This window comes from Shewanella sp. GutCb, from assembly GCF_002836135.1.
Lineage (GTDB): Bacteria > Pseudomonadota > Gammaproteobacteria > Enterobacterales > Shewanellaceae > Shewanella.
In genome coordinates, this window is sequence record NZ_PJBL01000026.1 from 1 (window position 1) to 21,030 (window position 21,030).

The 21,030-nt window shown below is 39.8% G+C and carries 17 protein-coding genes; 14 read left to right on the plus strand and 3 right to left on the minus strand.

All coding sequences use genetic code 11. The features are described 5' to 3' along the window. The 6 genes from CXF86_RS22785 to CXF86_RS15445 all read left to right on the plus strand — a co-directional run. On the plus strand, positions 1-522 hold a 522-nt coding region (locus tag CXF86_RS22785; protein WP_219622740.1), incomplete at its 5' end, for a hypothetical protein. A gap of 111 nt (positions 523-633) precedes the next feature. Beyond that, entirely contained in the window at positions 634-1,248 is a 615-nt protein-coding gene (locus CXF86_RS15425; RefSeq protein ID WP_180961083.1) for a poly-gamma-glutamate hydrolase family protein, read from the plus strand. Between the two features lie 370 nt (positions 1,249-1,618). Further along, the gene (locus CXF86_RS15430) at positions 1,619-2,518 is read left to right on the plus strand and encodes a hypothetical protein (protein ID WP_180961084.1); all 900 of its coding nucleotides are present in this window, start codon (positions 1,619-1,621) and stop codon (positions 2,516-2,518) included. 533 nt (positions 2,519-3,051) lie between these two features. Continuing rightward, positions 3,052-5,307, plus strand: a complete 2,256-nt coding sequence (locus tag CXF86_RS15435; RefSeq protein ID WP_102039435.1) for a DUF2971 domain-containing protein — start codon at positions 3,052-3,054, stop codon at positions 5,305-5,307. Between the two features lie 521 nt (positions 5,308-5,828). Then, positions 5,829-7,544, plus strand: a complete 1,716-nt coding sequence (locus tag CXF86_RS15440; protein WP_102039436.1) for an ATP-dependent nuclease — start codon at positions 5,829-5,831, stop codon at positions 7,542-7,544. After that, positions 7,525-8,943 (plus strand): UvrD-helicase domain-containing protein, encoded by a 1,419-nt coding sequence (locus CXF86_RS15445; RefSeq protein ID WP_180961085.1) that lies wholly within the window; start codon positions 7,525-7,527, stop codon positions 8,941-8,943. The genes CXF86_RS15440 and CXF86_RS15445 overlap by 20 nt, the downstream gene beginning before the upstream one ends. A 2,311-nt stretch (positions 8,944-11,254) precedes the next feature. Here CXF86_RS15445 and CXF86_RS15450 read toward each other — a convergent pair. From CXF86_RS15450 to CXF86_RS15460, 3 genes are all read right to left on the minus strand, one after another. After that, on the minus strand, positions 11,255-12,547 hold the full coding sequence (locus CXF86_RS15450) for a tyrosine-type recombinase/integrase (protein ID WP_102039438.1): 1,293 nt from the start codon (positions 12,545-12,547) through the stop codon (positions 11,255-11,257). Positions 12,548-12,645: 98 nt separating this feature from the next. Continuing rightward, positions 12,646-12,879 carry a hypothetical protein gene (locus tag CXF86_RS23090; protein WP_101091679.1) on the minus strand — a complete coding sequence of 78 codons (234 nt, stop codon included), beginning with the start codon at positions 12,877-12,879 and terminating at the stop codon, positions 12,646-12,648. Between the two features lie 202 nt (positions 12,880-13,081). Beyond that, complete coding sequence (locus CXF86_RS15460) at positions 13,082-13,552, minus strand: hypothetical protein (protein ID WP_232775103.1); 471 nt, start codon at positions 13,550-13,552, stop codon at positions 13,082-13,084. A 263-nt stretch (positions 13,553-13,815) separates the two neighbouring features. Here CXF86_RS15460 and ccoN point away from each other — a divergent pair, with 263 nt between their 5' ends. The 8 genes from ccoN (at position 13,816) to CXF86_RS15500 (ending at position 20,990) form a co-directional block, all read left to right on the plus strand. Next, positions 13,816-15,252 (plus strand): cytochrome-c oxidase, cbb3-type subunit I, encoded by a 1,437-nt coding sequence (gene ccoN / locus CXF86_RS15465; protein ID WP_101091677.1) that lies wholly within the window; start codon positions 13,816-13,818, stop codon positions 15,250-15,252. A 12-nt stretch (positions 15,253-15,264) separates the two neighbouring features. Next, entirely contained in the window at positions 15,265-15,879 is a 615-nt protein-coding gene (gene ccoO / locus CXF86_RS15470) for a cytochrome-c oxidase, cbb3-type subunit II (protein WP_101091676.1), read from the plus strand. Positions 15,880-15,890: 11 nt separating this feature from the next. Continuing rightward, complete coding sequence (locus tag CXF86_RS15475) at positions 15,891-16,067, plus strand: cbb3-type cytochrome oxidase subunit 3 (RefSeq protein ID WP_102039439.1); 177 nt, start codon at positions 15,891-15,893, stop codon at positions 16,065-16,067. Beyond that, entirely contained in the window at positions 16,067-17,023 is a 957-nt protein-coding gene (gene ccoP / locus CXF86_RS15480; protein ID WP_101091674.1) for a cytochrome-c oxidase, cbb3-type subunit III, read from the plus strand. Before CXF86_RS15475 ends, ccoP begins: the two co-directional genes overlap by 1 nt. 137 nt (positions 17,024-17,160) lie before the next feature. Continuing rightward, complete coding sequence (locus CXF86_RS15485; protein ID WP_101091673.1) at positions 17,161-17,640, plus strand: FixH family protein; 480 nt, start codon at positions 17,161-17,163, stop codon at positions 17,638-17,640. 44 nt (positions 17,641-17,684) lie between these two features. Beyond that, a complete protein-coding gene (locus tag CXF86_RS15490) occupies positions 17,685-20,081 on the plus strand; it encodes a heavy metal translocating P-type ATPase (RefSeq protein WP_102039440.1) in 2,397 nt (798 codons plus the stop codon). Next, positions 20,078-20,305, plus strand: coding sequence for a cbb3-type cytochrome oxidase assembly protein CcoS (gene ccoS / locus CXF86_RS15495; protein ID WP_101091671.1), 228 nt, complete (start codon positions 20,078-20,080; stop codon positions 20,303-20,305). Before CXF86_RS15490 ends, ccoS begins: the two co-directional genes overlap by 4 nt. Beyond that, complete coding sequence (locus tag CXF86_RS15500) at positions 20,298-20,990, plus strand: sulfite exporter TauE/SafE family protein (protein WP_101091670.1); 693 nt, start codon at positions 20,298-20,300, stop codon at positions 20,988-20,990. The genes ccoS and CXF86_RS15500 overlap by 8 nt, the downstream gene beginning before the upstream one ends. Positions 20,991-21,030: the final 40 nt, after the last annotated feature.

Below are 21,030 nucleotides of genomic sequence, written 5' to 3' on the forward strand. Positions count from 1 at the left end.
AAGCTTATAGAACGTTTGATTAATAGAATAGAAAATGCACCACTCTCGGCTGATATTTTAGTCAAAACTCGGGATCAAATTAAAGATAAGTACTCTGATGGACCATGGGTTTCAGATGATCAATTGGCTGAACTTGAATCTAAATTTCAGAGTGCTTCGATTGAAGCTCTAAAACAAAAAATATTCTTAGGTTATCATTTGGAAACACATATATTCTTTGGTTTAAGGCAGTCATCGAAGGAAAAGGCTAAAGAATTTTTAACAAATACCATGAATGCCGATAACGGCATCATTAGAGTTGCAGAAGTAATAGCCAATACAGGTAGTGACTCAACTAATGGTCCTTATGTGGAAATAACTGCTAGTGGTTTTGCTGATTCGATAGACTTAGATGCCCTCAGAGAACTAGCTAAAAGCGTAGATTCATCACAACAAACAATCTCAGTAAAGGCTACTTTAAATAGTATTATCGATGGTAATCTGTACTACCTGAAAAATGGCAGTAAAGGCGAAAAGTTTTAAATTGCTAGAAAGGCGTTTATGCGGAACTCAAACAGTTGGTTAGGCTCTGCTTCGCTCCACATTATAATTAATAATTTAAGTCCGCTTAGCATAGAAATAGAGCGCAATATTATGGTAGACAAATACTCAAATTTTGAAGATTTAGCTAATTCCGAAATAGCGGGACGGGACTTTGTAATTAAATTAGCCTGTCGGGAATCAAAAACATTAGTAATTGCGCCTCATGCCGGTGCGATTGAACCTGGGACAAGTGAGATCACTCTGGCAATAGCTAGAGATGACACTTCATATTATCTTTTTGAAGGAGTAAAGGAGGCGGGTAACGGCAAGCTGCATATTACTAGTACAAACTTCGATGAACCCCAAGCATTGAAGATAGCTGCAAGCAGTGATTTCACAATAGCCATTCACGGAGAAGCTAGCGATAACGAAATCGTATATCTTGGAGGCAGGAATAAAGCCCTTCAAAGTCAAATAAGTGCCTCTTTGAAAAAAGCTGGGTTCAAAGTAGACAAACATACTAACTCCCGCCTTCAAGGGACCTCAAAAGAAAATATTTGTAATCGCTGCGCTTCAGCATCGGGAGTGCAACTAGAACTAGGTAAGGGGTTACGAAAGACGTTCTTCAAGAACTTAACACCTAATGGACGTAAACAGATCACAGAAGAACTAGAAAAATTTACTACCGCTGTGCGAGATGGAATGAATCGTGTTAATTCGCTCTAACAAATGTATGCTGAGCCAGCGTTACTGATACGAGGCGTTAGGTTTACAGAAATATCTGGCTGCATTAGGGTGAAAGTGAAAGATTAAGCCTTTTATCATTGCGGTAATTTTTAGGCTGATGTAACGAAATCAAGATAATTAAGAAACTGGAAGCAGCTAACCTGTCCAGCTAAAAACACACTATTAATGAAAACGATTCAATTATTATGTTTAGTATTAGGCTCTATTATGACACTAATCAATGTACTATCGAGTTAGATAAAAGTGAAAAGGTTGTGCTTGTTGGTTATAAGTAAACCTAACTTGGCTGTCAATAACGGACAAGAAAACCGTTGTTTGTTGCTTAGCGTGGCGTTAGACGAAAAGGTGAATGATGGAAGTAGGTGAGCAATTTATTGATAGAGTATTCGTGATTGAGTCCCTCCGTGATGGAGACATGAGTACTGGTTTAGAAATAAAAAACAACATAGAAAACTCAGAACCAAAATTGAATGTAACTTATTGCAATTACATTGATAAAGATATTTTTTTGCAAGGTTTGAGTGATATTTATGATGAAATTAAACCTAATGAAGGGATTTTATTATTTATTGAAGTTCATGGTTCTAAAGAAGGAATAGAGCTTGGTGGAGAATTTGTTTCTTGGGATGTTTTAACGAAGCATCTTCAGCTTATAAATACAAAATCACTAATGGGTTTAGCCGTGGTCTTTTCCTGTTGTTATGGTGTTCATTTTTATCGACAAACATCTATTTTAGGGCGCAGCCCTTATTATGTTATGTTTGGAGTTGATAACTCTATCTATGAAAATCGATTGCTTAATATGAATAAAGAGTTAGTAAAAGGATTTTTTGCAAAGGAATCACTAGTTGAAATTGTACAAAGTGCCAATTCTCATTTAAATATACATGATATAAATTTAACGTTCTTAGAGGCTGGTGATCTATTAATAGGAGCTTTTACTAACTATTTTACACATCAACTCTCGACAGAATTACTATTAGCTAGATTTGAAGAAACATATGAAACTTACCTCAATACTGCCGAATCAACCCTGATGACTCATTCTCAGTATAAAGATTATTATTTCAAATATATTTTTAACTACTCAATTTTAGAGAATGGTTTTAATGATTTGAGAGATAAGTTTCTTATGACGGATCTTGATGGTACGTTGTATGAGCGATTTTATATTGATTTTAATGAAGTTTACGATAAGTTAAATGCGAAAGATTTGATTGAAAAAGCTAAACGTGAAGTTTTCGCCTAACGAATAAGGATAGGCCGTGCGTAGCCGCGTCCTTATCCCGATTGTTGAACAAGCCCGAGTGATACCTTTATAGTGTAAATATCAGCGTAAGATCTTACGCTTTTTTGGTGTGAGGTGAGCAATAGAGTTTTCGTTAGCCATAGCGATCCATTAGCATCGCCAGCTAATTTATTTACGTCAAAATATCAATGCCTTAGCACCTCCTTATACTTTTCTTATTCCGCATCTTAAGTGTTAACTTTTTTATCCTTCCGCTTAAACAGTGGCGTTAGGTGTCGTTTATTTTGCCTAAGAAAGCTTGTCAGTCGTGCGTGCACTCCCGACTTCCCAGTATTTAATTCATAGTTCCAAAGCATAGTAATTCGTCAATGAGTCGTCTAAGAATGCAATGTAAGCATATGAATTATAGGAATTAAAAGGTACTATTAAAGGTGGTAGCGTTAAGCTTTATCATTACAGATTATGCTCCAAAGCAAAGTCATCCTCTTGGTGTGAACTTTCACAAGTTATATTGTTTGAATAGGGTAAATGAGATGAGCCAGATTAGTGACAAAAAGATAATTGAGTGGATTAACAACAAAAACTATTCAATGCTCGCTTTTTTAGAAGATTGTTGGTTATCTTCAGAAAATGAATGGTATCTGGGTTTCTATTATTTCATGCAAGACTTTAAACAAGAGAACAAGCAAGATACTTTTAGTGCAATCGTTTCACGATTTGACGGTAAATCTGCTGCCTATTGTTATTTGGGGAATACAGCTGAGAAAATGTTTGATTCTCACCATATTTCCGCAAGCTTTTTCAGAAAATCTATAGAATTGGATGAAGAAAACTCTGATGCGCATTGGGGATTGTATTATACAAGTAGAGACATGGTATCTTGCTTAAAATCATTAAAGCTCGACTATGAAAATGGACATTTCAATAAACTAACAAATAACATCAATAACATATACCCTAACCCCAATGCAATGTTGGGGCTTTCACGTGAAGATTGGCTATTAATCAAAAAAATACTTTTGGACGTTCGGGTTTGCTGTAGTCAAAATATGCTTATCTCAGCACATTTTTACCTTTCTGAGTTTGATGAAGGAATTGTCCTGATTGATGCTATAGATAAAGTTAATGTAGAAATTGTTAGACCATATTTTGACCAAGGCTTAATCAGTAAGGACGAGCTATTATCAAAGCTTTATGACTGGCAAGTAAGCAACTTTCTTGATGGTGACCACAAAAGCATCTACCAAGAGTGCGTGAAAGAATTCAAAAAAGGTAACCCAAATCCGACCCGAGCAGTGCTTATAGAGAGAGCTTTTCGAGCTGAAGCATTTCAAGACGTAATAACCAATTATGATGAGGCTCCATTAGATGATGTTCTTCTCTTACATAATTTGGATTCTCGCCTATATTATCTGCTGGCCCAGTCATATCTTAACCAAAAACCAAACAAAAAAGTCTTAGATTACGTTAGTGAAAAGACTGCATCTTTAGAGGGTAAATCTAGCGCTCTAAATCAAGCTTATAATTTTAAACAAAAAATTGAAAAGTTAGAAAAACTTTTCGCTGAAGGAAGTAACTTCGATATTGAAGTCGATTTCATGGATATTTACCAAGAGGCAGTTAAGATTCTTGATAACCCAGACCTATTCAAACATTTCCTCTACGAGCAGTTAGACACAGAACTAAAATCATTAAAAGCTAAGTGGAAAAATTCGCACCATAGCAGACAGTTAACTGAGATGAAGGGTAAACTCTCCAGTGGTGATATGGACAATGATGACTTCCTGCGTTTATACAACCTTGGAATAGAATGCAGTGAATATGATTACGTGATAGATAGTGTTACTGAATTTCACAATGACAATCCTCCTACAATGTCATCTTACAATTGTATTGGCGTCTGCTATGAGCGAAAAGAAGATCACAGCAATGCCTTTGTGCACTACAAGCTAGCTTTGAGTTTGATGCGATCGTCGAAAGACTACAGTCACGTCATCATCGGTAACTATATTAGTAGCGCAGAAAGATTGCCCAACATAGACATACCGCAAGACGAATTTGATGAGTTACGCGACTTATATAACGCCAATTTAGTTAATCAGTTCAAATGGCATACATTTACCGCAGGACGCTGGAATAGGTTATTCAAGTATTCGCCCTTCAACATTAACGCCATCGACTCCCTCACAAATCAATACTTCTATTTAGCGTCGAAAGAACAACTAAATGACCCCATTGAATTACCAACATTGAACAAAGTTGGCTCAGCTCACCTTATTGACTCAAACTATCGAATTTGCTCATTTTCCAACAACAATGACTCTATGCTGATGTGGTCTCATTATGCTCAGGAGCACCAAGGTATCATGGTTGAATATTGGTTTGGTGGGGAAATTCCTGATGGGATTGGAGTGGAAAAAGTTAGTTATACCGATGAATTTAAAAGGAATAAAGAAAAGGATTCATACGCATTCAATCAATACGTTCTAACTAAAAATAAAGAGTGGTCATATGAAGATGAAGTCAGGCTGTTTTCTAATCGAAGTGAGAAAGTAAGTTTCGAGATATTTGATTACCCTAATAACGACCGGAGTAAAATAAACGCCCGAGTTTGCAGTATCACTTTAGGATATAAGTTCCCAGATCATAAAAAACAGCTTATCGCTAACATAGTAACATTGATAAATAGCAGCAGGAAGAATCATGAGCCTCAAGTTACTCTAAGTGAAGCCTACATTTCTGATGACAACCGCTTTGCATTAAAATATCGAAATATCGATATCTTATAAGTGAACATAAGGTGGGAAGCCTTGCACTGTGCCTTCTTTGTAAGAAGGCTGATTTCTTAACTCGAACTTGACGAGTGAGAGCATAGTCACTGGATCATTTCTATCCAGGTACGTGTCAGTGAAATGCTGCTGACACGTTTATGCCTTTCCGTGGTAGGACATTAGGCTGAGTAGCCTATTTATAATAATGTTTACCATACATTCTTGAATGGATCGTCAAAATACAAAACCTGCCCTCTTTATACTGATACGTCATCACCGACTGGGCGCTTGATGGTAACCTTGATTGGTGCCGTGCGTGAGCTATCTCCAGAACGATAGGCGGAAGCATTGGCTAAAGCGAAGGGGAAGTACAAGGGGAGAAAGCCAATCGCTATGGGGAAAACAGATGAAGTTCAAAGAGTTTTAAAAACAGGTATGACAAAATCTAAAATCGCAACGAACATTGGGGTAAGTACCTCAAGTGTTCATAGGATTTGCAAACTTTAAGAAAACATAAAGTAATATCAAGGAAGCTAAAAATGAAAGTCAGGCAAGTTCGCGTTTCAAATTTCAGAGGTATAAAGACATTAGAGTGGAATGTCCCAACAGAAAATATTGTATGTCTTATTGGCAAGGGAGACTCATCAAAAACAACAATACTTGATGCTATTCAATTAGCCTTTCACCCTCACTGGAATTTGTCGCTGTCTGACTCTGATTTTTACCAAGGAAACATTGAAAATGACATCGTTATTGAAGTTACCATAGGTGACTTACCTGATGAGTTCTTTCAAATAACAAAGTATGGCCAACATCTTCGGGGATGGAATAGTGAGACTCTGATTCTAGAAGATGAGCCTAGAGATGAGATAGAAAATGTATTAACAGTTTCTTTGAATGTATCTAGTGATTTAGAACCAAAATGGCGAGTTATAAACGCAAGAATCCCAGAAGGGGTGGAGTTTAGAACTTCGGATAGACAAAAAGTTAGCGTGTCGATGATAGGCGCATACACATCAAGACAGCTATCTTGGGCAAATGGCTCACCGTTAACTAATTTGACCTCTGATACAAATTTGAATGGCTCACTGGTTCAAGCCTCTCGATCAGCACGTCAATCTCTAGACACAAATAGAAGTAGTTTAGAGTGTTTCGATAATGCAGCAGTTCTAACACATGAAGTAGCCTTATCTCTTGGGATTACAACGTCTGGAGCTTATAAAGCTCATTTAGATTCGAATTCAATTAACATTCATACTGGAGGGCTTGCGCTTCATGACGGAGATGTTCCTGTAAAGCAATTAGGTTTAGGCTCTAGGAGGATGCTTCTATGTGGAATACAAGCTAAATGTCTTTTGCCAAACCATATAACTCTTATTGATGAAATTGAATCAGGTTTAGAGCCTCATAGAATTACGAGGTTGCTGAAGCACCTAAGTAAGGATTTAAGTGGTCAGTATTTTATTACGACCCACAGCACCACAGTGTTAAAAGAACTAAAATGTAGCAATCTTAACGTGGTTCATAATGATGTAGGTATATTGCAAATAGAGAATGCATCTAATCAAACTTTGGATGAACTCGGGATTCAAGGGAAAATTAGAGACCTCTCAGAAGCATTTTTAGCTCGAAAAGTCATTATTTGCGAAGGAGCTACAGAAGTCGGATTTCTAAGAGGCTTTGATGACTACAAACTAGATAATGGCTTTGAGCCAATGTCATATCATGGGGTGCAGCTAGTTGATGCCCGCGGTGCTAAAAATATTGTTTCGATTGCAAATGCATTTAAAGCACTAAATTATCAAGTAGCTGTTTTTGCAGATTCTGATTCACCTGATAACTTTTCTGAACAAGATGAGGCTAGGTTAAACGAGTCTGGGATAAAAGTGGTGACATGGGCTGAAAATTTAGCAATTGAGCAAAGGGTTATTCGTGATATTTCTTGGGAGTATGTATTGCTGTCATTGGATTTTGCGCGAGATAAGTTAAATTTAGACGTTTGGAGTCATGTGACAAATACTTACCAAGGTTCAATTCCAAAAGAACATAGCGAGTGGGTTGATAATGAAAAATTCAGAATGTCTATTGGACTCGCTGCTAAGAAACGAAGTTGGTATAAAAATATTGCTAATGGTGAAGAATGGTGTGCAGTAGTTTCGCCATGTTTTGGCGACCCCCAATTTAACACTTCAGACCTTGTTAATAAGTTAAATGAAGTATGGGAGTTCGTGGTATATGCCCCCGTCTCTACCTGAAATACTTGCTAAAACCACTACGAGTGGTTATATCATAGCGCCCGCAGGATTTGGTAAAACTCATTTAATTGCGAGTTCTATTAAGCTAGCATCTTCTCGGCAATTAATTCTTACACATACGTATGCTGGAGTTGATTCTTTAAAGAAAAAACTTAGGAATATTAACGTAGAGTCGAGTTTGTTTCAGGTTGATACTATTGCAAGTTGGGCTCTGAAAATGTGCTTGTCATATCCTAGTAACTCAGGGTGGAGAAAAGAATTCCCTCAATCCAGTGATTGGAATGATGTGTACAAGGCATGCAGGAAATTATTGAACTCCGATTTTGCCATAAGAGTAATTAAAACCTCGTATACTGGTATTTATATTGACGAGTATCAAGATTGTTCGGAAATGCAGCATGATTTGATATTAGGCTTAGTTGATTTCCTTCCATGTAGAATAGTAGGTGATCCTTTGCAATCAATTTTTGATTTCGCGGATAAACCCGTTTGCTGGGAACGCGACATATACCCAAATTTCTTGAAGTTTGGGGAGTTGACTATTCCATGGAGATGGAGGAACTCTGGAGCTAATGAGTTAGGTGATTGGCTAGTAAATATAAGGGCGGATATAGAGAATGAGCAAGCTCCTCAATTACCAGCTCAATTGCCCAAAGGTTTGGAGTTGCTTAAAATTGATATACATGATTTCACAGTTGAACCTCGTAAGCGTTTTGCTAGTTTCTATAAGTCGGCTTCACAAGTGGGCTCATCAATTGTTATCTTCTCAGGTAACCAAAGGTCAAAGAACAAAAGTCATAAATTAGCTCAATCTCTTAGTGGGCGCTTTACATCAATAGAGGAGGTTGAAGGGAAGGTGCTCGCTAGTGCAGTGGAGAGCATAGAAAAGGCAAAGAGTTCAGCAAATAAGCTTATTAAGTTCTTTGAATTTTTGAAGAAATGCATGACAGGTATTGCTGGAGAGTTAACCGCACCTACAAAAAGAGGTGAAGTAGCGAAAATATCTAGTAGAACAAAAAATAAAAAACTTACAGAACTATCAAATTCTTTCCTTGCTCACTCTACTAGTGACAGTATGCTACAAATTGTAAGTGAATTTGAATCTCAAGCTCAAGTACAAACTTACCGTAGAGATTTGTTAAATAGGTTCAAAGGCGTTCTAAAACTGCATAATTGCGGCGAGGGTGCAGAATTAACAGATTCTCTTGAATTATATAGACAAGCATTTAGACATGCTGGAAGACCTTTAAAGTTTAATAAGCAGATAGGTACAACACTTTTAGTAAAAGGACTGGAATATGATCATTGCATAGTTATAAACCCAAAAGAAATGACCAGTAAAGAGTTATATGTTGCACTCACTAGAGGCTCAAAGACTCTTTGCGTCATTCACCCGTAGCCCAAAAGCCTATCCCCTTGTGAGAAACAATAAACCCACCCCAAAGCATGCCTTTAGGGTGTTGTGGCATAGCTAGTTTGGCCACCTATTAAGAAGCTTACTTCAACAATCGCTACGATGTTACCGAGCTTCGCCATACTTATCATAATGTGAACTAGACAATTTTGAGTATTAGCACTAACACTCTTTTTTCCAGAAGTGGGTTAGGGCAGTTTGATTTTGAATTCATCGGGAAAATATTTTCCCAAATGAGACACCTCGTACAATATGGATATTTGTTAATTAGAAAATATCTTAAAAAAGTGCATTCAGTGACAGGTCTAATAATGGCTTTAACGTATAGTTTGATGATTCGAACATCGACTATGAACAGATAAGCTCGTTCAGTCACAATCCTCTTAATCCAAACCCCCATGACAGCACTCGTGCGACACTAGCAATCCTGGTAGTGTAAAAACGACTGAACTATTTTAAATATATCTATGAGGGATTGAGTCAATCAGATTATTTCGGTAAGCGTGACAGTGACCAATATTTAAATAAGCACACAAATTCAACGTGTTGCTACGTGCTTGCTTACAACATTTGTGGGTAGTCCTAGGTCAGATTTCACGTAGCGCACGCTTTAAAATTGTAATTCTAAATCTTTAAGAGCTATATCAAGAAAAATAATGAATTCCGGTTGGATCGTACAATAGCCAGGGTTAACAATTTGCTTTGTACTTAAGCATACTGCTGAAGGTTTTCAGTTTTCTAATAACGGGAATACTAAATTCTGGAAGCAACCGTTTAAAGTGACGCTACATATCATGAAGTATCACTGAAGATTTGTATGTTGGTATAGACAGCATTACTGAGACTCCCAATTGGCGGACGGAAATCTCAGCTCTAACTGGTATATTTATTTTGTGAAGTCATAGAAAGCAGGATCCAGCGCTTAAATGCTAAACCAATCATTAGATAAGTCTACTGCATGGCTTAACCAGCTAAAATCTAACTAATTTTTTTTGACACAATAGACTGGATCGATCCAGAGTTAATTTGTTATTAACAAAAAAAATCATGCCAGTTCATTTCCTCATAAACCCTATTTAACATAATATACATTGTGCGCATGACGGTGTGTAATTGATAATGGACTAGAAAAGGATGTTATCGAATGAGTTTTACTCATTAAGGTATTTGCAGCTTACATAGCTAACACAATGTTTAATTACCATTATGATGAATATGTACAGCGCTACTGTGTTGATTCTGCAGTACTAAGCCTATCAATCTCTAAAAGCAGCCACACACCGCACGCCACTTTTATTATGCTATAGATAAGAGTTTCTGATTAAAGCTTGGTTTTGACTATCAACTGATTTGCCAACTCAATATCTCTGTAGCTGTATCTCTAGATGCTAGCTGATATTGAACTCATGTTAGTAATCATCTATACAAGAATTAATCTTAGCATGATCATGATTTGAGCTTTGCTCATAGCGTTTGCTTGATATCTTTAATGCACTGAGTGAATTGTTCTATGAATGTGTGAAGCTCTAGTCTCGTTAAAGTAACTTGAGTCTAAAACTAACTTAGATAACATACGCAGAAAGCTAACGTTCACTGCAAACTTTCAATGCTAACTATGCTCGTTAACTCAATAACAAACATTGGCTCCGACCATGCATATTGGTTTGACGGTCGCGTTCTGTTGAAATAGCCCGCTGCACAAGTTCGTAGAAATGATGCTGATTGATTTGGCTAACCCAAGTTCCAGCTCAAAGCCCCACAAAAGAACTCGCTCACGCGCTCATACAAAACCTAATTTTAACCTGCATTGCAGCTTAGTTTAATCATGTTCACAAGACGTATTGTTAGATAACCATCTATAGATGGCTTTTGATACTTAGTGCTCGATAAACACAGCATCTGCTAGATACCGTAATGACAAGCACAGTTCGATAAAACTGTAGATCCTTAATCAACACTGGCGTTAACTATTTTAGCGCCGACTGTGCGATTTAATCATTCGATAAATTAGTTCGTCAATGTATACAGCAGCACTGCTTAGTCATTGCTGTTGCAATGTTGATGGTAATGTAAGTCTTGAAGTCATTGTAGCTATTATAGAATAGTAACTAAAAGACGTGAGATTAGGCTTGGGTTTAGACTTTTTAATGAGATGCCGATAATGTCACTTATCGGCATTAACTGTTCTGGATTTTATGATAGTTCAAATATTGTCTATGACTTTAAAGCTTTGGTATTGTGATTAACGGATAAGAAAAAAACCAGGCTTTGGCTAATTTATTCTCTAGTTAAGCCTTTAACCTATACCTTGCAGGTTATCTAAGGGTCTATTTTGCCCACTTTGATGGCGCTCAATTTGTGTTGTGTGCAAGTATTGCGACGTTGTATCGATGCTCTCATGCCCTGCATCAGCTTGCACATGTGACAATGGCCGGCCATGAATATTGATGTCATGGGTAATGCCGGTATGGCGAATGTTATGGATACTTAGCTGCCGCATCTGTGCCCCATCTTCAACAAAGCCATCATTTTCAGCACATATGGCAGCAAGTACGATGATCTTATCTACCTCTTCCCTTATTTGACGTATTCCAAGGTTCGCATTGATTAAACCGACTTCCCTACCTCTCCCTGCTGCTTTTTGCCTAATAATGAGCGGGTGACCTTCATTGGTTTTTGGATAATCGGATAGATTAAGGTAATGACGATACTCCACTAAAGCGGCAAGTAAAGCATCGGACATGGATACAGTTCGGCGCTTGCCGCCTTTACTTGAAGGAATATGAAAACTCCATATTCCTGTTTGAGGATTACGCTTAAATTGATCCATAATAGGCGAGTAACCTGCCCTTGCTGATACTTCTGACACTCTTAGATAACAGGCGTAGATCAGCTTAATGAGAAACAAACTACGTTGATGAAGTTCGGGCTGCTCTGCAGCAAGCTTAGTGACAGTCGACATCACATAAGACCACTGTAATTCAGTGAAGGCGAGTTGATTCTCACCGTCATTATTGATGCGATACTTTTTATTGGACGAGAACCTACTTTTATTGAGCCACATTTGAGCTGGATTCTTTTCAACAAAATCTTCACTCATAAGATAAGCATAGAAAGAGGACAGAATCGCCATTTTGGTTTTGAGCGCGCTTTCACTTAAGCTGTATGGCTGTACAACACCTTCCACCTTCTTACCTCTAAAAGGTAACCATTGTGGATTGGGGCTTCTGAGTTCACTGCCCTTTTGCTCTTTAAACTGAGCGACATTGTAAAAACCTATTAGCGTGAGTGGCGGTGCCTGGCAATATTCAACGTATTGGCTTATCTCTTTTCGCCCTGCTGCTGAGACTTCTATTTGAGCAACATCGAAACACCAATGTAAAAAAGTGGTTAACTCGCTCCGATAGGCCTTATAGTTGTTTTCACTGAATTTCTGTTCACACAGCCAGTCTGTGGCATGCTCAAATACCAAACTCGCGTCTTCAATTCCACAGAGTGCTAGCTGAGTAATATGTTGATTTATGATGGGATTGCCGCTTTGAATGAATTGGATAGAGTCAAACAGTGGCATAACATTGGGTAGCTGCATTTTATTACTACTAAGATCACTGACTATAACTGCATATTAATCAGTTACGCTGCATCAAAGTAGCCTTATATTGCTCAGAGGTTAGTTATTACGCATAATTAAGCTGTTGTTATACTTATTTTACTGCCGCAATGACTAATACAGTCGCTTAAACAGGCTTTTTCACAATGAATCCGCTTTTCGCAACACCAAAGGCACAACTGCCAAACAGTCTGCTTTGACTCGGCGTCTAAGCATTTAAAATCTGCTGCACATAAGTGCCCTTGCTGTATTAGTTGGGCCATCTTTTGTTGCGATATATTGATATTGAGGTTTTGACTTACAGATCCCATAACATTCTCTTATACGTTATCTTATTTATACGCCTAATATAACTTAATGAGAATGATTATCAATAGCGATATTGAAATATTGAGATTTAAACCACACCTAAAACAAGAAACAGCTGTTTATGTAGTCATATTTCAGATGATGTTACCGCATTAAACACACTACTTTGAAAATCATGAGCTTGATCATATTGCTTTAATCGCATTAGCGGGTCTTTTCGCTGTCAGCAAGAAACTCAAAGATGGTGAACTTTTCGATACCGTCTTGCTGGTAACTTACAATGGCTTGCCACACCATGTAGCCACTACTGCAAGATCCATAGATCAGCGGTGCGCTATAGGTCGTTTCGCTGTCTTTAGACAAGTTCACAGGGATAATGCCCATAAACATGTCTCGCCCTTCAATACGCATTTTTACATTTTCGAGTGGTTCTGAGCTATTCAAACTTAAGGAAAGTGGCTTTTCACTTGGGGTATCCCATGGGGTAATGCGTAAACTAAGTTCAATGTCATCAACGGTGTTGGTACACGCCTTTTCTTGGAAGTTGCACAGTCCTGTATCTTGCTCAAATGATTTGTTATTTTTACTGTTATCAGGTTCACATCCACTGATGTTAATCGCTATAAAAAACGTATATAAAACTCGCAATACTACTGAATTATGAGTAATTTGCACAATAATTAACCTTTTAATCAAATCTATTAACATTCTATTGAGTAGCTTGATCTAGATCAACTTTTCAGCAGGCCTAATTCCTATCTTTTTTGACATAGCTCAAGTATCATTGCATTGCCTTGCTTTTACTTCATAAAACGCAAGGTTACACATTGACACAGGTAGCTAATTTCCGATAGGTAATCCGCTTTTTTGTGTCATTTTACCGGGTAGAGTCTCGCTCTACTTAATAATAAGTATAAGTAATAAGCAGTGGAAGCAAAATGATGAACCATTCCCAGCCTCAAGGCGCTGATTACAACTACACTATTGTTCGTCAATTTTCCTTAACGACCGTGTTTTGGGGAATTGTTGGAATGTCAGTAGGTGTATTAATCGCAGCCCAGCTAATCTGGCCGCAGCTAAACTTCGATACTCCATGGTTAACGTATAGTCGTCTTAGACCTCTACATACGAATGCCGTGATTTTCGCGTTTGGTACTTCAGCCCTTTTCGCTACATCCTATTATATCGTTCAACGCACCTGTCAAACTCGACTATTTGCACCTAGGTTAGCTGCATTTACGTTCTGGGGTTGGCAAGCCATCATAATATCAGCAGCAATTAGCTTACCTATGGGTTTCACCCAGGGAAAAGAATATGCTGAGCTTGAATGGCCTATTGATATCGCAATTACCATCGTTTGGATTGCATACGCAGTGGTGTTCTTCGGTACCATCGTTAAACGAACAACGTCCCACATTTATGTGGCGAACTGGTTCTTTGGTGCCTTTATTATCACCGTAGCAGTGTTGCACATAGTTAACTCTATGGCTGTGCCGTTATCACTAACCAAGTCGTACTCACTTTATAGTGGCGCTGTCGATGCAATGGTTCAGTGGTGGTATGGACACAACGCGGTTGGTTTCCTACTGACAGCAGGCTTCTTAGGTATGATGTATTACTTCGTCCCTAAACAAGCTGGTCGTCCTGTTTATTCGTACCGTTTATCAATTGTTCACTTCTGGGCACTGATTGCTTTGTACATTTGGGCTGGTCCTCACCACCTGCATTACACTGCTCTACCCGATTGGACTCAATCACTTGGTATGGTGATGTCGCTTATCCTATTCGCTCCTTCTTGGGGTGGTATGATTAACGGTATCATGACGCTATCGGGTGCTTGGCACAAACTTCGTACGGACCCTATTCTTCGTTTCCTTGTTGTTTCATTGTCTTTCTATGGTATGTCTACCTTCGAAGGCCCAATGATGGCGATTAAAACAGTTAACGCATTGTCTCATTACACTGACTGGACAATTGGACATGTTCATTCTGGTGCTTTGGGTTGGGTTGCAATGGTTTCTATCGGTTCTTTGTATCACTTGATACCGGTACTGTATAACCAAGGCCGTATGTACAGCACAAACCTTATTAACGTTCATTTCTGGTTGGCAACAATCGGTACTGTTCTTTATATCGTTTCAATGTGGATCTCTGGTGTAATGCAGGGTCTTATGTGGCGCGCAGTTAACTCTGACGGTACATTGACTTACAGCTTTGTAGAAAGCTTAGAAGCATCTTACCCATTCTACTTTGTTCGTTTCATAGGTGGTGTTTTCTTCCTGACAGGTATGTTCATCATGGCATACAACGTGATCCGTACTGTTAAGGCCCCTAAAGATTCTTTGCCAGCGATTGCTGATGCAAAAGCAGCTTAAGGAGTAGATTCGATGAAATTTAATCATGAGTTAGTTGAGAAAAACATCGGTCTATTAGGGATCTTGACTGTAATCGCAATCAGCTTCGGTAGCTTGGTTGAGATCACTCCCCTACTTTTCCAAAAAGACACGACTGAGCCGCTAGAAGGCCAGATCCCATATACTGCTTTGCAGATAGAGGGTCGTGACATCTACGTACGTGAGGGTTGTTATAACTGTCACAGTCAGATGATCCGTCCACTACGAGCAGAAACAGAACGTTATGGGCATTACTCGGTGGCTGGTGAATCTGTTTGGGATCACCCATTCCAGTGGGGTTCTAAGCGTACAGGTCCAGATCTAGCCCGTGTTGGCGGTCGTTACAGTGACCAGTGGCATGAAGTTCATTTAATTGATCCTCGTGCTGTTGTACCTCAGTCGAATATGCCTGGTTTCCCTTGGTTGGCAGAAAACAAGCTTAGCGGCGAGTTGACTGGCAAGAAAATGGATATCCTACGCAACCTTCATCCGACACATGAGCTGTATACAGATGAAGAAATTGCTGCTGCTAAAGACGCAGTGAAAGATAAGACGGAAATGGATGCATTGATCGCTTATCTACAATCACTTGGTCACGCGCTTAAATAAGGAGGCAAGATATGGATTACGGTACATTACGAGGAATTATAACCATAGTTGTGATGGTTACCTTTATCGGTATATTTGCTTGGGCATATAGCTCTCGTCGTAAAGATCAATTTGACGATGCAGCTAACCTAGTTTTCTCTGATGAAGAGAAAACCGAGGTTTCAAAGGACTCAGGAGAGAAAAAGTAATGACTGATTTCTGGAGTATATGGATCATTGTACTCTCGTCTGTGGTCATCATTGGTTGTATCGTTCTACTACGCGCTTGTTCTAAGAACAACACTGGCGTAAAAGAAGGCGAATCAATGGGCCATAGCTTCGACGGTATCGAAGAACTCAATAACCCACTGCCAAAATGGTGGAGTTATATGTTCTACATTACTATCGTGTTTAGTGTTATCTATCTTGCACTTTACCCTGGTCTTGGTAGCTTCAAAGGCCTTTTAGGCTGGACGAGTTCTAACCAAAGTGTACGTACTCTCGCAGAATCTAAGCAGGCGGTTATCGATGCTCAAGAGGAAGGACGTTGGGTACAGTATGACCAAGAAGTAAAGCATGCTGATGAAAAGTTTGGCCCTATCTTTAAGGCCTATGCTGACACGCCATTAGAAGAGTTAGTTAAGAATAAGGAAGCGCTAAAAGTTGGCGGTCGTTTGTTCTTGCAAAACTGTTCAATGTGCCATGGTAGTGACGCTCGTGGTAGCAAAGGCTTCCCTAACCTCACCGATGGTGCTTGGTTATATGGCGGTGAGCTAGCAACGATTAAGACAACCATTATGAATGGTCGTCACGGTATGATGCCGCCTAAAGGTGGTTTACCAATCGAAGATAGTGAGTTACCTGGTCTTGCTGAATATGTTGTTAAGTTGTCTGGCCGTGAACATGACGCAGCACTTGCTGCTCAAGGTCAAGGTTCTTTCATGAAAGGCTGTTTTGCCTGCCATGGTATGGACGGCACAGGTAACAAATTCATGGGCGCACCTAACCTAACGGATAATGCGTGGCTGTACGGCGGAAGCCGTGGTGCTATTCAACAGTCAGTTAAGAATGGTCGTAGCGGCGTCATGCCAGCATGGAAAGATGTATTAGGTGAAGAAAAAGTTCACGTAATCTCAGCATACGTTTATAGCTTGTCAAACAAGTAGTTACACTTAAGTAACATTAAACGTAATATTAGGCCTCGTCACAAACGAGGCCTTTTTTTTAAGTGCTAAATCACACTTTTAACGGTAAAATGGCGGTTCTTAAAAACGTCGTCTCAGCAAATAATAGGTGTTAAAAAATGTCTACTCCTCAGCCTTGGTATAAACAGTTCTGGCCCTGGTTTCTTATCGTACTTCCGCTTTGTGCCGTCGTTGCAAGTTTCAACTTATTATATCTAGCAATTGATAATAAAGACTCCCTTGTTTCTGAGGATTATTATAAAGAAGGTAAAGCCATTAATATGGACCTTCGAAAAATCAAACATGCAAAACAGTTGGGCATGAATTATCTGCTCGAGTTTGATGATAAGTATGTCGAGCTTTCTCAGCAAGGTGGAGAGCAATACCAAGCTGCTCTTAGTGTTGGCTTTTTCCATCCTACAATGGCAGAGCGTGATTTTAATCAGATAGTCACTGCAGACGCGAATGGCGTATATCGCATTGAAATCCATCAAGCGATGTCAGGACCTTGGGAAGTTCGCATTGAAGGATTTGATCAAACATGGCGGATCCAGCAGCGCGTCACGCTAGTTGATGATAAGCAGTACTGGCTAAACTAATTTGAACCTTTTTGATCGCAACATAAACGTATGAACCCAAATCTATGAGTCAAATCAGTTGTTACCATTGTAGTGAACCAGTATTAACCGGTAGCCAGTTCACTACACGTATACAAAATGAAGATAAAGCGATGTGCTGCCCTGGCTGCCAGGCTGTATCGCAAGCGATTATCGATGCGGGTTTATCGAATTACTATAAGTTTAGAACCGAGCCAGGTAACAAACAAACGGCTTTGGTGCCAGAAGAACTTAACAGCGTCAGTGCCTATGACCTGCCAGAAGTACAGCAAGATTTTATTCATCAACGCGATGATCTAAATGAGATATCGTTAACCATTGACGGAATAACCTGCGCTGCATGTGCTTGGCTCATTGAACACCAAGTCAAAAAACTCAACGGTATAGCGAGCATTCAAGTTAACTCAACAACGCAACGCGCATTGATATCTTGGCATGCCGAGCAGGTAAAACTTAGCGAAATCCTCAATAAAATCGGTGCTATAGGTTACCAAGCCGCGCCGTTTCAGATTGACGAGCAAGAAACCAAAAGCAAGAAAGAAAGTCGCAAATTTTTATTGCGCTTAGGTCTTGCGGGTTTTGCGACCATGCAGGTGATGATGTTCGCCCTGGCCCTGTATTCTGGTTACTTTACCGAACTCGATATAGAGTTTAGAGATTACTTCCGTTGGGTGAGCATGCTCTTTGCTGCCCCTGTTGTTTTCTATTCTGCTCAACCTTTCTATTTTAGTGCCATTCGTTCCATTTTAATGGGCCGGTTAAATATGGACGTCTCTGTCAGTATCGCAATTTGTGGTGCCTACATAGCCAGTTGCATAGAGACTATTAACGGGACTGGAGAAGTGTATTTTGAGTCCGTCTCTATGTTTACCTTCTTCTTACTGCTTGGACGTTATTTTGAGCAAAATGCTCGCCAAAAGGCGTCCGTGAGCTCCAGTAATCTACATAAACTGGTGCCGCTGACTGCTTTTCTTAAATCAGACAATACGATTGAAGAAGTCCCCGCTAAGCGTCTTGTTATTGGAAATTTGATTTTAATTAAGCCTGGCGATGTTATTGCCGCTGACGGTATTATTATTGAGGGCAGTTCGTCGGTTAATGAAGCCATGTTAACCGGTGAGCAGATGCCATTGACTAAATCTGTCGATGCTCAAGTCTTTGCCGGCACCATTAACATTGAGCAACCCATAACGGTAAGAGTGACGGCATTAGGACAAGATCAGCTAGTTGCAGAAATCATCAGGTTGCAAGAAATTGCTTCAAACAGTAAACCTAAAATTGCGCTGTATGCCGATAGGTTTTCAAATTATTTTACTGCAGCCGTTTTGTTAATTGCGACTGGGACATATCTCTTTTGGTCGTTTTATTCACCAGAAGATGCATTTTGGGTGACTTTATCAGTGTTGGTTGCTACCTGCCCTTGTGCGTTAGCGCTGGCAACGCCTACAGCGGTCACATGTGGCACAGCAATACTCACAAAGCTGGGGATAATTACTCGTAAAGCGGGTGTATTTGAAAAGCTGCCTAAGCTTAACCATATTGTTTTCGATAAAACAGGCACGCTGACACTAGGCTCATTGTCTATTACAGATATAGAACTGGTGGAAAGTGCCACTAATGCTATGACGAAAGAGCATGTTCTTGAGTATGCGGCAGCACTTGAGGCAAGCTCGCTTCACCCTATTGCCCATGCATTTCAAGGCCACTTTAACCCAGCAATCAGCGTAGCCAACAAGCAAAACTTTGTCGGCAATGGCCTTCAAGGTGATATCAACGGCCAAAAGGTGAAAATTGGTAGCCAATCATTTGTTAACGGCACTCATCACCTTGAGTCTGACATCATTGTTTGGCTGAGTCTCGAGGGCGTTGTGCGGGCTAAATTCACTTTAGCAGATGAAATTAGGCCCGATACAGCCAATGCGGTGCAGTTGTTGAAGAAATTGGGGTGTAACATCAGTATTGCCAGTGGTGATAACTCTGGTGAAGTTGAAAACCTAGCCAAACGACTTGGTATTGAAGATGTTCACAAAGGTTTATCTCCTGAAGACAAATTAACGTTAGTCAGAGAACTACAACAACACTCCCAAGTCGCTATGTTTGGCGATGGCATTAATGACGCCCCAGTGCTTGCAGGAGCTAACCTTTCGGTAGCGATGGGCAGCGGCGCCGCCATCAGTAAAAACAGTGCAGATATTATTTTGTTGGGCGATAACCTATCGCGTTTCTCTGACGCCGTAAAAGTCGCTAAATTTACCGGACGGGTCATCAAACAGAATTTGTTCTGGGCGCTGGGTTACAACCTGTTTATAATCCCTTTAGCTGTTAGCGGCCATGTTGCGCCCTATATTGCAGCTATTGGCATGTCCGCCAGTTCACTTATAGTCGTTAGCAATAGCTTAAGACTACTCAAGGTACGTGTATGAGCATTATTTATGTCCTGATCCCCATCGCTATGTTATTTGTTCTTGTCGCTGTAGGTGTCTTTTTTTGGGCGGTTAAATCGGATCAATTCGATGATCTTGATAAACAAAGTATATCTATTTTGTTTGAAGACGACAGTCATGAACAAAAAGCTAAGACAGAGATAGATACCGCCACATCAACGGTTGAGCCGAACGCCACAGGGAAAAATAAAGACGGTGAATGATTACAGCGTATTCGGTGCCTTTCTCGTCGGCATAATGGGCGCCGGACACTGTATTGGGATGTGCGGTGGTTTGGTCGGTGCTTTATCCGCGAATTTACCTCAAAACGATGGCAGTAACCGATTAGTCAATCAACTGGGTTACCTGTTTAGCTATAACAGCGGACGGATCATCAGTTATACCATGGCTGGAGCGCTCGTGGGGGCCAGCACTAATGCGTTAGGGTTATTGTTTGACGTTGACCTATACTTATTAGTGCTGCGGATTTTAGCGGGCCTTATGATGGTGATCACAGGCCTTTACATTGCGCAAATATGGTCGGGTATTGTACAACTAGAGCGTGCTGGTAAATGGCTTTGGAAGTTAATATCGCCCATCGCAAATCGCTTTATCCCGATTAAAAATAAACGACAAGCCTTTATCGCTGGCGGGTTATGGGGTTGGTTACCTTGTGGTTTAGTCTATAGCATGCTGACTTGGGCTGTAGCGGCTGGGAATGCTGTTGATGGCGCTATGGTGATGGCCGCTTTCGGTTTAGGCACCCTTCCCGCTTTATTAAGTGCGGGGGTTGCAGCGAGTACTTTTAGTCGTTGGGTGCAAAAAGCGTCAGTCCGCAAAGTCAGTGGCTTAGTGTTAATCGCCTTCGGAATACAGACGCTATATATTGCAATTGGGCAGCTAAACTAGCCCCATTTATTAAATTAGTTTAACATAGTGTGTGAACACA

Excerpts from the sequence above, each read along its gene's own strand:
- CXF86_RS23090 (WP_101091679.1), bottom strand. The coding sequence starts at position 12,879 with ATGGGATCTGTAAGTCAAAACCTCAATATCAATATATCGCAACAAAAG.
- CXF86_RS15435 (WP_102039435.1), top strand. The coding sequence starts at position 3,052 with ATGAGCCAGATTAGTGACAAAAAGATAATTGAGTGGATTAACAACAAA.
- ccoO (WP_101091676.1), top strand. The coding sequence starts at position 15,265 with ATGAAATTTAATCATGAGTTAGTTGAGAAAAACATCGGTCTATTAGGG.
- CXF86_RS15425 (WP_180961083.1), top strand. The coding sequence starts at position 634 with ATGGTAGACAAATACTCAAATTTTGAAGATTTAGCTAATTCCGAAATA.
- CXF86_RS15485 (WP_101091673.1), top strand. The coding sequence starts at position 17,161 with ATGTCTACTCCTCAGCCTTGGTATAAACAGTTCTGGCCCTGGTTTCTT.
- CXF86_RS15445 (WP_180961085.1), top strand. The coding sequence starts at position 7,525 with ATGCCCCCGTCTCTACCTGAAATACTTGCTAAAACCACTACGAGTGGT.
- CXF86_RS15440 (WP_102039436.1), top strand. The coding sequence starts at position 5,829 with ATGAAAGTCAGGCAAGTTCGCGTTTCAAATTTCAGAGGTATAAAGACA.
- ccoN (WP_101091677.1), top strand. The coding sequence starts at position 13,816 with ATGATGAACCATTCCCAGCCTCAAGGCGCTGATTACAACTACACTATT.
- ccoP (WP_101091674.1), top strand. The coding sequence starts at position 16,067 with ATGACTGATTTCTGGAGTATATGGATCATTGTACTCTCGTCTGTGGTC.
- CXF86_RS15430 (WP_180961084.1), top strand. The coding sequence starts at position 1,619 with ATGATGGAAGTAGGTGAGCAATTTATTGATAGAGTATTCGTGATTGAG.
- CXF86_RS15490 (WP_102039440.1), top strand. The coding sequence starts at position 17,685 with ATGAGTCAAATCAGTTGTTACCATTGTAGTGAACCAGTATTAACCGGT.
- ccoS (WP_101091671.1), top strand. The coding sequence starts at position 20,078 with ATGAGCATTATTTATGTCCTGATCCCCATCGCTATGTTATTTGTTCTT.
- CXF86_RS15475 (WP_102039439.1), top strand. The coding sequence starts at position 15,891 with ATGGATTACGGTACATTACGAGGAATTATAACCATAGTTGTGATGGTT.
- CXF86_RS15450 (WP_102039438.1), bottom strand. The coding sequence starts at position 12,547 with ATGCAGCTACCCAATGTTATGCCACTGTTTGACTCTATCCAATTCATT.